At 63.6% G+C, this 12,331-nt stretch carries 14 protein-coding genes; 11 read left to right on the forward strand and 3 right to left on the reverse strand.

Annotation, left to right across the window (positions count from 1 at the left end):
• Positions 1–131: 131 nt before the first annotated feature.
• From modA to NP503_RS04720, 4 genes are all read left to right on the forward strand, one after another.
• Positions 132–926, forward strand: coding sequence for a molybdate ABC transporter substrate-binding protein (modA, locus tag NP503_RS04705; protein WP_127270933.1), 795 nt, complete (start codon positions 132–134; stop codon positions 924–926).
• A 15-nt stretch (positions 927–941) separates the two neighbouring features.
• Positions 942–1,646 (forward strand): molybdate ABC transporter permease subunit, encoded by a 705-nt coding sequence (gene modB, locus NP503_RS04710; protein ID WP_127270935.1) that lies wholly within the window; start codon positions 942–944, stop codon positions 1,644–1,646.
• Entirely contained in the window at positions 1,643–2,755 is a 1,113-nt protein-coding gene (gene modC, locus NP503_RS04715; RefSeq protein ID WP_127270937.1) for a molybdenum ABC transporter ATP-binding protein, read from the forward strand. The genes modB and modC overlap by 4 nt, the downstream gene beginning before the upstream one ends.
• 80 nt (positions 2,756–2,835) lie before the next feature.
• Positions 2,836–3,177 carry a winged helix-turn-helix domain-containing protein gene (locus tag NP503_RS04720; protein WP_127271788.1) on the forward strand — a complete coding sequence of 114 codons (342 nt, stop codon included), beginning with the start codon at positions 2,836–2,838 and terminating at the stop codon, positions 3,175–3,177.
• A gap of 28 nt (positions 3,178–3,205) precedes the next feature.
• Here the strand turns inward: NP503_RS04720 and cobF are convergent, their stop codons facing one another.
• Positions 3,206–3,991: a precorrin-6A synthase (deacetylating) gene (gene cobF, locus NP503_RS04725; protein WP_127271200.1), complete on the reverse strand. Its 786-nt coding sequence runs from the start codon at positions 3,989–3,991 to the stop codon at positions 3,206–3,208.
• A 161-nt stretch (positions 3,992–4,152) separates the two neighbouring features.
• On the opposite strand from cobF, the gene NP503_RS04730 reads away from it, so the two are divergent.
• From NP503_RS04730 to NP503_RS04755, 6 genes are all read left to right on the forward strand, one after another.
• Entirely contained in the window at positions 4,153–5,154 is a 1,002-nt protein-coding gene (locus NP503_RS04730) for a DUF4424 domain-containing protein (RefSeq protein WP_127271786.1), read from the forward strand.
• Positions 5,154–5,672, forward strand: coding sequence for a dihydrofolate reductase (locus tag NP503_RS04735; RefSeq protein ID WP_127271784.1), 519 nt, complete (start codon positions 5,154–5,156; stop codon positions 5,670–5,672). The genes NP503_RS04730 and NP503_RS04735 overlap by 1 nt, the downstream gene beginning before the upstream one ends.
• 168 nt (positions 5,673–5,840) lie before the next feature.
• Positions 5,841–6,965, forward strand: a complete 1,125-nt coding sequence (hflK, locus tag NP503_RS04740; RefSeq protein ID WP_023813074.1) for an FtsH protease activity modulator HflK — start codon at positions 5,841–5,843, stop codon at positions 6,963–6,965.
• Entirely contained in the window at positions 6,965–7,933 is a 969-nt protein-coding gene (gene hflC / locus NP503_RS04745) for a protease modulator HflC (protein WP_127271782.1), read from the forward strand. Before hflK ends, hflC begins: the two co-directional genes overlap by 1 nt.
• A gap of 6 nt (positions 7,934–7,939) precedes the next feature.
• Complete coding sequence (locus tag NP503_RS04750) at positions 7,940–8,128, forward strand: DUF2065 domain-containing protein (protein ID WP_023813072.1); 189 nt, start codon at positions 7,940–7,942, stop codon at positions 8,126–8,128.
• Positions 8,129–8,255: 127 nt separating this feature from the next.
• Positions 8,256–9,773, forward strand: a complete 1,518-nt coding sequence (locus NP503_RS04755) for a DegQ family serine endoprotease (protein WP_127271780.1) — start codon at positions 8,256–8,258, stop codon at positions 9,771–9,773.
• Between the two features lie 49 nt (positions 9,774–9,822).
• On the opposite strand, the gene NP503_RS04760 is transcribed toward NP503_RS04755, so the two are convergent.
• Together NP503_RS04760 and serB are read right to left on the reverse strand one after the other, a co-directional pair.
• Positions 9,823–10,395 (reverse strand): GNAT family N-acetyltransferase, encoded by a 573-nt coding sequence (locus tag NP503_RS04760; protein WP_127271778.1) that lies wholly within the window; start codon positions 10,393–10,395, stop codon positions 9,823–9,825.
• Positions 10,392–11,279, reverse strand: a complete 888-nt coding sequence (serB, locus tag NP503_RS04765; RefSeq protein WP_127271592.1) for a phosphoserine phosphatase SerB — start codon at positions 11,277–11,279, stop codon at positions 10,392–10,394. The genes NP503_RS04760 and serB overlap by 4 nt, the downstream gene beginning before the upstream one ends.
• Between serB and miaA the strand changes: the two genes are divergently transcribed.
• A complete protein-coding gene (gene miaA / locus NP503_RS04770; protein ID WP_127272676.1) occupies positions 11,269–12,237 on the forward strand; it encodes a tRNA (adenosine(37)-N6)-dimethylallyltransferase MiaA in 969 nt (322 codons plus the stop codon). The two genes, serB and miaA, sit on opposite strands and share 11 nt — an antisense overlap.
• The last annotated feature ends 94 nt before the right edge of the window (positions 12,238–12,331 follow it).

Here is a 12,331-nt window from a genome sequence, read left to right on the forward strand (position 1 = left end):
GGTCTCATCAGAACAATCGGTGTCGTACAGGCGCTTTCATGGGGCGCCGGGCCTTCCCTTGTTATATTCATACGGATATATCGGTTAGCGGGCTTCGAGCCGGCCGGATTTCAAACCAGGGAGAGTCTTCCATGACGCGCATAGGTTTTGCATCGAGGGCGATCACCATTGGGGGTTTTGCGGCGATGTTGATGGCGGCGGTGCCGGCAGCACATGCGGAAGACAAGGTGGTGGTGTTTGCCGCGGCCAGCCTCAAGGATGCGCTCGACGCCGTGAACAAGGCCTGCGAGGCCGATGTCGGCGAGGCGGCGACCGTCTCCTATGCCGCGAGCTCGGCGCTGGCCAAGCAGATCGAGGGCGGGGCGCCTGCCGACGTCTTCATCTCGGCCGACCTCGACTGGATGAAATATCTCTCCGACAAGAAGCTGACCAAGCCGGACACCGAAGTGAAGCTGCTCGGCAATCAGATCGTGCTGGTGGCGCCGAAGGACTCGGCGGTCGACACCAGGATCGAGAAGGGCTTCGACCTCGCCAAGCTGATCGGCGACGGCAAGCTCGCCATGGGCGATTTCAAGGCGGTGCCGGCCGGCAAATACGGCAAGGCCGCACTTGAATCGCTCGGCGTCTGGTCCTCGGTCGAGGGCAAGGTGGCGCAGGCCGAAAACGTGCGCGCGGCGCTGAAGCTGGTTTCGACGGGCGAAGCCGCCCTTGGCATTGTCTATGCCACCGACGCGCATGCCGAAAAGGGCGTCAAGGTGGTCGGCACCTTCCCGGAGGATTCGCATCCGCCGATCATCTATCCGGTTGCCCAGACCGCCGATTCGAAGGACAAGGATACGCGGGCTTTCCTGAAATGCCTGCAGTCGGCCAAGGCGGCCGCGCTGTTCAAGGATCAGGGATTTACCGTGCTCGCGCCGAGCAACTGAGTTCCAAGGGGCACAATGAACTGGCTGCTGGACCTCACTCCCGACGAATGGAATGCGGTCCGGCTGTCCATCAAGGTGGCAATGGTGGCGATGCTTGCCAGCCTGCCGCCGGGCATCTTGATCGCGCTGCTGCTTGCCCGGGGACAATTCTGGGGCAAGACCGTTCTCAACGGGCTGGTGCATCTCCCGCTGATCCTGCCGCCCGTGGTGACCGGCTACCTGCTGCTGCTGACCTTCGGCCGGCGCGGCCCGGCCGGCGCCTTCCTGGCAGAGCATTTCGGCATTGTCTTCTCCTTCCGCTGGACAGGTGCGGCGCTGGCCTGCGGCGTCATGGGCTTTCCCCTGATGGTGCGGGCGATCCGGCTGTCGATCGAGGCGGTGGACCGCAAGATGGAAGCGGCGGCGGGAACGCTCGGCGCCAATCCGCTCTGGGTGTTCGTCACCATCACGCTGCCCCTGATCCTGCCCGGGCTGATCGCCGGCGCCATCCTGGCCTTCGCCAAGGCGATGGGCGAGTTCGGCGCCACCATCACCTTCGTCTCCAACATTCCCAATGAGACGCAGACATTGCCGTCGGCGATCTACACCTTCACGCAGGTGCCGGGTGGCGATGAAGGGGCGCTCCGCCTGACGCTGATCTCCATCGTCATCTCCATGGCAGCACTTGTGGCTTCGGAGGTGCTGGCGCGGCGTGTCGGCCGGCGACTGGACATCGAATGAGCGTTCTCGTCGACATCAGTCATCGGCTGGGTGGTTTCGCCATCGACGCCCGCTTCGAAAGCGCCGGGCGGCTGACGGCGCTGTTCGGCGCGTCTGGGTCGGGCAAGACGACACTGATCAACATGATTGCCGGGCTGATCCGGCCCGACAGGGGACGCATCGAGGTCGACGGCCGTGTGCTGGTCGATACCGGTGCCGGCATTTTCGTGCCGAAGCACAAGCGCCGCATCGGCATGGTGTTCCAGGACGCACGGCTGTTTCCGCATTTGAGCGTTGCCGGCAATCTTCGCTACGGCCGCTGGTTCACGCCGCCGGCGGAGCGCTACGCCGATATCGATGCCGTCGTCGACCTGCTCGGCATCGGGCCGCTCATGAACAGGCGGCCGGCAAAGCTCTCGGGCGGCGAGAAACAGCGCGTGGCGATCGGCCGGGCATTGCTTGCCAGCCCCAGACTGCTGCTCATGGACGAACCGCTGGCCTCGCTCGACGAAGCGCGCAAGGCCGAAATCCTGCCCTATGTCGAAAGGCTGCGCGACGAGACGAAAATCCCGATCGTCTATGTCAGTCATTCGGTCGCCGAAGTGGCGAGGCTGGCCAGCGACGTGGTGATGCTGGCACAGGGCAATGTCGTTGCCAGCGGGCCGACCGAGGCGGTGATGCAAAGGCTCGACCTGTTGCCGGCAGAGGAGCGCGGCGAGGGGGGCGCCGTGCTGGACACCAGGGTGCTGCATCACGACGAGGCTTTCGGCATGACCGTGCTCGGCTCGGCCGCGGGCGAGCTCCGGGTGCCACAGCTGGCGATGAAGGCAGGTACGCCGGTGCGCATCCGTATTCGCGCCCGCGATGTGATGATCGCCACCGAAAAGCCGACGGGTCTCAGCGCGCTCAACATCCTGCCGGGGACCATTACCGCGATGAGCCCGGGCGAAGGGCCCGCGGTCGAGGTCGGTATCGACTGCAATGGCGCAACCGTGCTTGCCCGCATCACCGAACAGTCGCGGCAGGCGCTGAAGCTTCATCTTGGCGGCAAGGTTTTCGCGGTGATCAAGACGGTGAGCTTCGATCGGGCAAACACCGGCGCCGGCCTGCCCGCCGAGGCGGATGGATGATCCCGCTATGTCTTTTTGGAATAGCGGTTTCGCCAGGGAGCTTCTAGTATGAGGTTGGGTTGTGACCGCGGAGAGCAAAGATGCCGTCGCTGAGCTTGCGGATAAATCTCGATCCCGACGGGCGCGTCGGGCCGGGCAAGATCGAACTCCTGGAACAGATCGCCGCCTTCGGCTCCATCTCGGCCGCCGCTCGCGGCATGGAGATGTCCTATAAGCACGCCTGGGACCTGGTCGAGGACATGAACCGGGTGTTCGGCAAACCGCTGGTGGCGGCACAGACCGGCGGCCGCAAGGGCGGCGGCGCACAGTTGACGGCGGTCGGCCTGGCTGTGGTCAGCCGCTTCCGCGCCATCGAGCGCGCAGCCTCGGCCGCGGCGGCGGCGCATATGGAGGCATTGCAGGCGGAGATTGATGCTGGGTGAGGGCAGTAGGGCAGTAGGGCAGTAGGGCCTAATCCTCTGCGCTTGGCTTGCGAAGCAGGTAAGTGTCCATGATCCAGCCCTTTTTCCGGCGCGCTTCTTCACGGGTTCTCTCGATCTCGGTGCCGACATCACTGAGACGGCCAGAGATGAGAATCTCGTCTTCCGTTCCGAGATAGGCGCCCCAATGGATGACGACATCCTTGTCGGCCAGCGTGTTGAAGGCGCATTTGCCGTCCAGCAGGACGACCGCGCTGCCGGCATTGTCCGGCATGCCTTCCTCGGTCAGGCGGCGGCCGGTGGTGATGAGGACGGAATCGCCGATGCGGTTCAGCGCCATCTTGTGGCTGGCGGCAAGCGCCTGGACGGCGGTAATGCCGGGGATCACCTCAAGTTCGAACGCCACATTGCCTCGCTGGCTCACGCGCTCGAGGATGCGCAACGCGCTGTCGTAGAGCGAAGGATCGCCCCAGATCAGGAAGGCGCCGCAGCCATCGCCTGCAATCTCGTCGCGGATCAGGCCTTCGTAAATGGCGGCGATGGCTTCGTGCCAGTCATCGACGGTCGCGCGGTAGGAGGGCTCCGGCCCATCTTCTACCGGCATGTCGCGCACCGGCACGTCGAATTCGACGCGGCGCGACTTCGGATTGGTGACGAAGCGGTCGCATATCCGGCGGCGCAGTTCGGCCAGTTCATTTTTTTTCGCACCCTTGTCGGGAATGAACAGCACATCCGCCTGGTTCAGGCCTGATATAGCCTGAACGGTCATGTGGTCGGGATTGCCGGCGCCGATGCCGATGACGAGAAGCTTGCGCATGGGCGAACTCCTGCCCGATCGGAACCTGTTAGTCCAGACCGCGCTGGCGCGTGTCCAGACCGTAGTCCAGCTCCCTATGGTGCGCTAGCGGATGCGGAAGGGCTTTGAACGCCACGTTGAAACCGCTAGGGTCCTGCAAGCATTCCAGCCGAGGGGCTTCCATGTTGCGATATATTCTGACCGCCGTGCTGGCCCTGTCGCCCGCGCCCGCCTTCGCCAATGATTCGGTTGCCGAACTCGGCACTGGCGGCCTGATCCTGTCGCGCAGCGATGCCGTGGCGATGCAAAGCGAGGACCTTTTCATCTCGCCGGAAAAGGTGACAGTCGACTATGTCTTCCATAACAACACCGACAGGGATGTCGAGGCCATTGTCGCCTTTCCGATGCCCGAAATATCGGGCAATCCCGAAGAAATCCCGGCGATCCCTGAAAACCAGAGCGACAATTTCCTCGGCTTCGAGGTGACGATCGACGGCGTTGCCGTCAAGCCGCAGTTGGAGCAGAAGGTGTTTGCGCTCGGCATCGACATCAGCGCCGAGTTGAAGGCGCAAAACGTGCCATTCTATCCATTCGGCGATGCGGCGAAGGCGGCGCTGGCCAAGCTGCCGCAAGCGGTTGTCGATGACTGGGTCAACCGCGGCATCATCATCGAGGACACCGGCAGCGACGGCACCGAGACGACCAAGGTCTACACGCCGTTCTGGCAACTGCGTTCGACCTACTGGTGGCGCTCGACCTTTCCGGCCAACAAGGACGTCCATGTTTCCCACCACTACAGACCGAGCGTCGGCGGCACGTCTTCAGTCAGCTTCTTCTACGACGGCAAATTCCAGGGACAGTATGCGGCCTACAAGGCCCGCTATTGCATGGATGGCACATTCGAAAATGCGGTGCGCAAGGCTGCCAAGGACGACCCTGACGGCTACCCCAAATATGTCGAGAACCGCATCGCCTATATCCTGACCACCGGCGGCAACTGGGCCACCGGCACGATCGGCAAGTTCAAGCTGACGATCGACAAGGGCAATCCGAAAGCCCTGGTCTCGTTCTGCGGCGACAATGTCAAAAAGACCGGACCGACGACATTCGAGATGACGGCGGATGATTTCTACCCCGAGCGCGACATCGACATCCTGATCCTCGAGCCAACGGACGGCAATTGATGCACGTCGCAATCTACGTTGCCATCGCCGAGAACGGCGTGATCGGGCGGGACGGCGGGCTCCCGTGGCGGCTCTCCACCGATCTCAAGCGCTTCAGAGCCGATACGATGGGCAAGCCCATCATCATGGGCCGCAAGACCTATGAGGGCATCGGCCGGCCGCTGCCGGGCAGGTTGAACATCGTCGTCACCCGCGACAAGACCTGGCGCGCCGAGGGCGTCGAGGCGGCACATTCGCTCGAGGCCGCGATCCAACTGGCGACGGAGCGCGGGCGCCGCATGGCCGATGTGGACGAGGTGTGCGTCATCGGCGGCGGCGAAATCTATGCCCAGGCCATGCTGCTGGCCGATCGCCTGCATGTCACCCATGTGCTGGCAGCGGTCGACGGCGACGCGCATTTCCCGCCGATCGATCCTGATTCCTGGCACATTGTCAGCTCGCACGACGTCCCAGCCGGGGAAAAGGACAGCCACCCGACGCGTTATTCGGTCTACGAGCGGCGTCGAGAGAGACATTGAATGAAAAAAGGGGCATTGAAGGAAGACAAAGGGTCGCGACCGGACAAATCGGACGAAGTCGGCAGCGCATCGCGTTGAAAGCGCCTCGTTGCGTCCCTATAGAAGAACAATACTGGATTTTGCGCCGTAATACCGGCGCTTGAGGGAATTCCAAGCGAAAGGACATTCATGCCCTGGAACGACAAAAGCGGCGGTGGCGGCGGCCCATGGGGTGGCGGCGGCAACAATCAAGGACCCTGGGGGCAGGGTCCAAAGGGACCCAGCGGGCCACAGGGCTCGCCTCCCGATCTCGAAGACATCATCCGCCGCGGCCAGGACCGGCTGCGGCGCGCTCTTCCGGGTGGCGGCGGCGCGAGCCCGGCTATCTTCGCGCTGATCGCGGCTGCACTTGTGGTGCTGTGGGCGTTCAAGGCGGTTTATACCGTGCAGCCCGACGAGGTCGCGGTCGAATTGCGCTTCGGCAAGCCGAAGACCGAACTGTCGCAGCCTGGCCTGCATTTCCATTGGTGGCCGCTCGAAACCGTCGAGACGGCCAAGATTTCCGAGCAGCTCGTCGATATCGGCGGCGGCGGCGCGACGAGTGGCAACACGTCCGGGCTGATGCTTACCGGCGACCAGAACATCGTCAACGTCCAGTTCTCGGTGGCCTATCAGGTCTCCGACCCGAGCGCATATCTGTTCGATGTGTCCGATCCCGACGGTATGCTGCGGCAGGTTGCCGAAAGCGCCATGCGTGAAGCCGTCGGCCGCCGGCCGGCGCAGGATATCTTCCGCGACGACCGCCAGGGCATTGCCGCCTCGGTGCGTGAAATCATCCAGACGACGCTGGACGGCTACAAGGCCGGTCTCAACGTCAACGCCGTCTCGATCGAGGATGCGGCACCGCCACGCGAAGTGGCCGATGCGTTCGACGAAGTGCAGCGCGCCGAGCAGGACGAGGACAAGTTCGTCGAGCAGGCCAACCAGTACTCCAACCAGAAGCTCGGCCAGGCGCGCGGCGAGGCCGCACAGATTCGCGAAGACGCGGCCGCCTACAAGAACCGGGTCGTGCAGGAAGCCGAGGGTGAGGCCCAGCGCTTCATCTCGGTCTATGACGAATATGCCAAGGCGCCCGATGTAACGCGCAAGCGCCTCTACCTGGAAACCATGGAGAAGGTTCTGAAGGATTCGAGCAAGGTCATCGTCGAGCAGGGCAACGGGCAAGGGGTCGTTCCCTATCTGCCGCTGCCGGCATTGCAACCGAAAGCGCCGGCACCCGCTGCGCCCAGTGGCGTTACGGGAGGTAACCAGTGATGGCCAACCGTCTTCCCATCATCGTCGTCGCAGCAGCGGTTATCCTGTTCCTGCTCTATTCGTCGGTCTTCGTGGTCAATGCGCGTCAGCAGGCGCTGGTGCTCAGGTTCGGCGAGATCGTCGACGTCAAGAGCGAACCCGGCATCTACTTCAAGGCGCCGTTCTCGTTCTTCGACGCCGACACCGTGCAACTGATCGAGAACCGGGTGCTGCGCTTCGACCTCGACAACATCCGCGTCCAGGTGTCAGGCGGCAAGTTCTATGAGGTCGACGCCTTCATCGCCTACCGCATCTCGGATCCGCGGGTCTTCCGCTCCACCGTGTCGGGTCAGATCGAACTGGCAGAAGCCCGGCTCAGGACGCGTCTCGACGCTGCCTTGCGCCGTGTCTACGGTCTGCGTGATTTCGAGGCCGCACTTTCCGAACAGCGCACCGTGATGATGCGCGAAGTCCGCGACCAGCTCAGGCCCGACGCCACCTCGCTCGGCCTGCAGATCGAGGATGTCCGTATCCGCCGCACGGATCTCACGGCCGAAGTCTCGCAGCAGACCTTCGACCGCATGAAGGCGGAACGCCTGGCGGAAGCTGCGCGGCTGAGGGCGCGCGGCAATGAAGCGGCACAGCGCATCACCGCCCGCGCCGATCGCGAAGTGGTCGAGATCGTCGCCGAAGCGCAGAAAGAGTCGGAAATCCTGCGCGGCGAGGGCGAAGCCCAGCGCAGCGCCACCTTCGCGGGAGCCTATCAGCGCGATCCGGCCTTCTTCGACTTCTACCGGTCGATGAATGCCTATGGCACGGCGCTGGACAACACCGGAACGACGATGGTGCTGTCGCCGAACTCGGAGTTCTTCCGCTTCTTCCGCAATCCTGACGGCAGCGAGGGGCCGGCAAAGCCGGCTTCGCCTGCGCCAAACGCTCCGGCGACGGCACCCGCCGCGCCGGCGGCACAGCCCAGCACCGGCCAGTAGCGGCCGGTGCAGGATTTTCTTGCCGCCATGGGCCTGGTCCTTGTCATAGAGGGTCTAGTCTATGGCGGTTTTCCCGGCCTGGCCAGGAAACTTGCCACCGAAGTGCTGTCGCTGCCCGAGAACGCGCTGCGGATCGCCGGACTGGCGGCGATCGTGATCGGCGTCGGCATCGTCTGGCTGGTACGGGGCGCATGACGGCGGCGATGATTTATCCTCTGCCGATAGTCATAGCCGCAAACGTGCCGTATTTTTTGCCAACATGGCGTGACGCGGCGTTTTCGTCGAAGCGCTTTTCTTTTCAAGGATACCGGGAGGCTTCTCGATGACATCCAATACAATTCTGTGCGCGGCTCGGCGGACATTCATCGCCGGCGCGGCGGCACTTCTTGTCAGCGCAGTCGCTGTCCCGTCCTTCGTGACGCCGACATTTGCCGCCGATGGACCTGCTTCGGTCGCCGATCTGGCGCAAGGCCTGCTCGGCGCAGTGGTCAACATATCGACCTCGCAGACGGTCAAGGGCACCGAAGGCCCGGGCGCGGTGCCGATGCCGCAATTGCCCGAGGGGTCGCCCTTCCAGGATTTCTTCGACGATTTCTTCAAGAACCGCGGCGGTGACAAGGACAACGGCTCGCAGAAGGTGCAGTCGCTGGGCTCCGGCTTCGTCATCGATGCCGAGCAAGGCATCGTCGTCACCAACAACCATGTCATTGCCGATGCCGACGACATCGAGGTCAATTTCTCCGATGGTGTCACCTTGAAGGCGACGCTGGTCGGCACCGACACCAAGACCGATGTCGCCGTGCTCAAGGTCGATCCGAAAGGCCACAAGCTGACGGCGGTGAAGTTCGGCGATTCCACCAAGATGCGCGTCGGCGACTGGGTGATGGCGATCGGCAATCCGTTCGGCCTCGGCGGCACGGTCACGGTCGGCATCGTCTCTGCCCGCAACCGCGACATCAATTCCGGCCCCTATGATGACTTCATCCAGACCGATGCCGCGATCAACCGCGGCAATTCCGGCGGACCGCTGTTCAACAGCGCCGGCGAAGTCATCGGCATCAACACGGCGATCATTTCGCCTTCCGGCGGTTCGATCGGCATCGGCTTTTCCATCCCCGCCCAGCTCGCGTCCGGCGTCGTCGACCAGTTGCGCCAGTTCGGCGAGACGCGGCGCGGCTGGCTGGGCGTGCGCATCCAGCCGGTGACCGACGACATCGCCGAAAGCCTCGGCATGGCGACCGCCAGGGGCGCGCTGGTCGCCGGCGTGATCAAGGGTGGCCCGGTCGACAATGGCACCATCCAAGCGGGCGACGTCGTCATCAAGTTCGACGGCAAGGACATCCATGAGATGCGCGATCTGCCGCGCGTCGTCGCCGAAAGCCCGGTTGGCAAGGCGGTCGATGTGCTCATCGTGCGCAAGGGTGTCGAGCAGACCGTGAAAGTGACGCTCGGCCGGCTCGAGGATGGCGAGAAGCTCGCCAGCAGTGAGGAGGGCAGCAACACCGATCAGGACAAGGGCGACAAGGCTCCGGCCGTTTCCACTGCTTCGGTGCTCGGCATGACGGTCGGCGAACTGAACGACGAGACACGCAAGAAGTTCAGCATTGCGGCCGATGTTTCGGGCGTCGTCATCACCGACGTCACCAAGGACTCGGCCGCCGCCGAACGCGGCATCCAGCCCGGCGAGGTGATCACCGAGATCGCGCAGGAATCGGTCGCCACGCCCAAGGACGTCATGGACCGGATCGGCGCCTTGAAGGAACAGGGGCGCAAGAATGCGCTCTTGATGCTGGCCTCGAAGACCGGCGAGCTCAGGTTCGTGACGATCCGGATGGACTGAGATCCGGAAGATGCGGCGAAAAAATCCTCATCTTGAATGGAAAGGGCGGCTAGCGGGCCGCCCTTTTTCTTGCCTGCCAGTCTTGGCGCGACAGTCTGTACAGGACATGGCGCTTGAGCGCGGGATGGCTGTCGGGAATGCTGGGGTGGTCGAAATCGCCGGACGGATCCGCGCTCATGCCGAGGCGTTGCATGACGGCGGTGGAGCGGCGGTTGGCCGCGACGGCGAATGACACGATTTCATCGAGGCCAAGCGTCTCGAAGCCGTAGGCCAGCCACGCTTCGGCTGCCTCGGTGACATAGCCCTTGCCCCAGAACTCAGGTGCCAGTCGCCAGCCGATCTCGATGGTGCCAGCTGGCAGGGATGGCACATGATCGGTGTCGAGGAGACCGATGAAGCCGATGCATTCACCGGTGGCGGTGATCTCGGCGGCAGCAAAACCGTATCCGTCCTCCGCGGTCCAGGCCCGGAGCTCGTCCATCTTGGCATCCGCCTCGGCGCGGTCACGGCGGAACGGAAAGAACTCCATCACCCGGTCGTCGGAGTTTATGCGGTGGAACAGGTCGCGGTCGCGATCTTCCCAGTTGCGCAGGATCAGGCGCTCGGTACGCATTGGTTTCATTGCACAAACTCCTCCCGCCTGTAGCCTTGCACATAAAGCAGCGCGGTCAGGTCGCCATGATCGATGCGGACCTTGGCCTGTGCCGCCACCGTCGGCTTGGCGTGGAGCGCGACACCGGTACCGGCAAGGCAGATCATGTCGAGATCATTGGCGCCGTCGCCGACGGCGATGGCGTCGGCGGGCGTCAGGCCGAGGCGCGCTGAAATTTCGATCAGCGCGTCGGCCTTAGCGGCGCGGCCGAGGATCGGTTCGCCGACCAGCCCGGTGAAGCGGCCGTCCTGCTCGAGCAGGCGATTGGCGCGGTTCTCCTGGAAACCGAGCATGGCGGCGATGCGCGTCGTGAAGACCTCGAACCCGCCAGACACGAGTGCCGTCCAGGCGCCATTGGCGCGCATGGTCCGGACCAGAACACGGCCGCCCGCTGCCAGCGTCAGGCGATTGGCGACGATGCGATCGACCACGGCGGCGTCGAGGCCCTTGAGCAACGCCACCCGTTCACGCAAAGCCGGTTCGAAGGCGATCTCACCATTCATGGATCGCGCGGTGATGGCCGCAACATGATCCTTGACGCCGATCTCGTCGGCCAGCTCGTCGATGCATTCCTGGTCGATCATGGTTGAATCCATGTCGGCGATCAGGATTTTCTTGCGGCGGGTTTCCGCCTGCTGGACGATCACGTCGACGGCCTCGCTGGCAAGTGCCGTGCGCAAGACGGCACTCGTGACGGCGTCGTCGGCTGCCTCAGGCAGGACGAGATCGCAGGCAATACCTTCGGCCAGCCAGACAACAGCGCTTGCGCCGACCGACCGTGAGGCCATATTCGCAAGCGACAGCGACAAAGCGCGCTCAGCGGGACGGGAAACAAGCGTGGCGATGAGCGGCATGAAACATTCCGGCGGGCAGGCGGGCAAGGGCCGCGTGAAGAACGCGATCCTGATAGCCGGGCCGACCGCCAGCGGCAAGTCGGCGCTTGCGCTCGATCTGGCCGAGCGCAGGGGGGGCGTGATCGTCAATACCGATTCCATGCAGGGCTATTCGGTGCTCGACGTGCTGACTGCCCGGCCGGAGGCGGCCGACCTCGCCCGCGCACTGCATTATCTTTATGGCCATGTCCACCCGGCCACCGCCTATTCCACCGGCGCCTGGCTGCGCGATGTGATGAAGCTGATCGAGGACGGCACATTCTCCGAACGGCCAGTGATTTTTGTCGGCGGCACCGGGCTCTATTTTCGCGCGCTGGCCGAGGGCATTTCGGAAATGCCCGACATTCCGCAGCGGGTCCGCGACCGCTGGCGCTATGAGTTGAAGGAGCAGGGCGCCGTCAAGCTGCACAGCCTGCTGCTGCGCGAGGATTCGGCGGCGGCCATGATGCTCAAGCCAACCGACAGCCAGCGCGTCGTGCGGGCATTGGAGGTTCTCGATGCGTCTGGCCGTTCGATCCTGGAATGGCAGGCAGAACGCGGCCAGCCGCTCATCGACAGGGAAAGCGCGCGTTTCCTGGTGATCGAGCCGGATCGGGCGGCATTGGTCGCTCGCATCGACAAACGCTTCGACCAGATGCTGGACAAGGGCGCGCTGGACGAGGTCAAGCGGCTTGCAGCACTTGGCCTCGATCCCGAATTGCCGGCGATGAAAGCGATCGGCGTTCGCGAACTGCAGGCAGCGATGGCCGGAGAGATTGGCTTTCCCGAGGCAATCGAACGCGCCAAGATCGCGACCAGGCAATATTCCAAGCGGCAAACCACCTGGTTCAGGCATCAATTGGGGCCGGAATGGCTGAGATTGCGCCCCGGTGATGATCTGGAAACCACGATCTCAGCGCTTGCTTCCGATACAACCTGAAAAGTTTACCTGCAAGGAACGGTTCCCGTGGTGGTTGTCCAAATTAACCCTCCGTAAGCCCGCCCATGCCATAAGATCAGTGGGCACTTTTCCA

This window comes from Mesorhizobium sp. SEMIA396, from assembly GCF_024518615.1.
GTDB lineage: Bacteria > Pseudomonadota > Alphaproteobacteria > Rhizobiales > Rhizobiaceae > Mesorhizobium.

What these genes read in the sequence shown, in the direction of transcription:
- serB (WP_127271592.1), bottom strand. Translation starts at nt 11,279, where the DNA reads ATGCCGCTCATCGCCACGCTTGTTTCCCGTCCCGCTGAGCGCGCTTTG.
- miaA (WP_127272676.1), top strand. Translation starts at nt 11,269, where the DNA reads ATGAGCGGCATGAAACATTCCGGCGGGCAGGCGGGCAAGGGCCGCGTG.
- modB (WP_127270935.1), top strand. Translation starts at nt 942, where the DNA reads ATGAACTGGCTGCTGGACCTCACTCCCGACGAATGGAATGCGGTCCGG.
- NP503_RS04760 (WP_127271778.1), bottom strand. Translation starts at nt 10,395, where the DNA reads ATGAAACCAATGCGTACCGAGCGCCTGATCCTGCGCAACTGGGAAGAT.
- modC (WP_127270937.1), top strand. Translation starts at nt 1,643, where the DNA reads ATGAGCGTTCTCGTCGACATCAGTCATCGGCTGGGTGGTTTCGCCATC.
- cobF (WP_127271200.1), bottom strand. Translation starts at nt 3,991, where the DNA reads ATGCGCAAGCTTCTCGTCATCGGCATCGGCGCCGGCAATCCCGACCAC.
- hflK (WP_023813074.1), top strand. Translation starts at nt 5,841, where the DNA reads ATGCCCTGGAACGACAAAAGCGGCGGTGGCGGCGGCCCATGGGGTGGC.
- NP503_RS04755 (WP_127271780.1), top strand. Translation starts at nt 8,256, where the DNA reads ATGACATCCAATACAATTCTGTGCGCGGCTCGGCGGACATTCATCGCC.
- NP503_RS04720 (WP_127271788.1), top strand. Translation starts at nt 2,836, where the DNA reads ATGCCGTCGCTGAGCTTGCGGATAAATCTCGATCCCGACGGGCGCGTC.
- hflC (WP_127271782.1), top strand. Translation starts at nt 6,965, where the DNA reads ATGGCCAACCGTCTTCCCATCATCGTCGTCGCAGCAGCGGTTATCCTG.
- NP503_RS04730 (WP_127271786.1), top strand. Translation starts at nt 4,153, where the DNA reads ATGTTGCGATATATTCTGACCGCCGTGCTGGCCCTGTCGCCCGCGCCC.
- modA (WP_127270933.1), top strand. Translation starts at nt 132, where the DNA reads ATGACGCGCATAGGTTTTGCATCGAGGGCGATCACCATTGGGGGTTTT.
- NP503_RS04735 (WP_127271784.1), top strand. Translation starts at nt 5,154, where the DNA reads ATGCACGTCGCAATCTACGTTGCCATCGCCGAGAACGGCGTGATCGGG.